General features: G+C 56.7%; 1 protein-coding gene. It reads right to left on the reverse strand.

The features are described 5' to 3' along the window. Nucleotides 1–62 precede the first annotated feature (62 nt). Nucleotides 63–275: hypothetical protein (locus Q1B04_RS19975; RefSeq protein WP_299762778.1), on the reverse strand; the 213-nt coding region annotated here is incomplete at its 5' end.

Here is a 275-nt window from a genome sequence, read left to right on the forward strand (position 1 = left end):
TTATCGGATTTCGGGCAGCTTAACGTTCAGCCCTTCACCGCCCTGTGAGGCCTCCGCAGCGCTTACGGCTCGTTTCCGGCGGCTACTATGGCTTCTGCTGACTTCTCCCCCTGTACGCGACAGGGCGAGACCTCCCCAGGTAAGACGCTTATCCTTCCACCTAATCCTGCTGCATCTACACAGAGCCGTTTGTTGGCCAGGGGCTTTGCAAAGATGTGCTTGCTTACCCGCGACTCCCTGCCTCTTATGCAGTTTCTGTTCGTCAGTTCAGGCTT

It is taken from the genome of uncultured Pontibacter sp. (genome assembly GCF_947495565.1).
Taxonomy (GTDB): Bacteria; Bacteroidota; Bacteroidia; order Cytophagales; family Hymenobacteraceae; genus Pontibacter.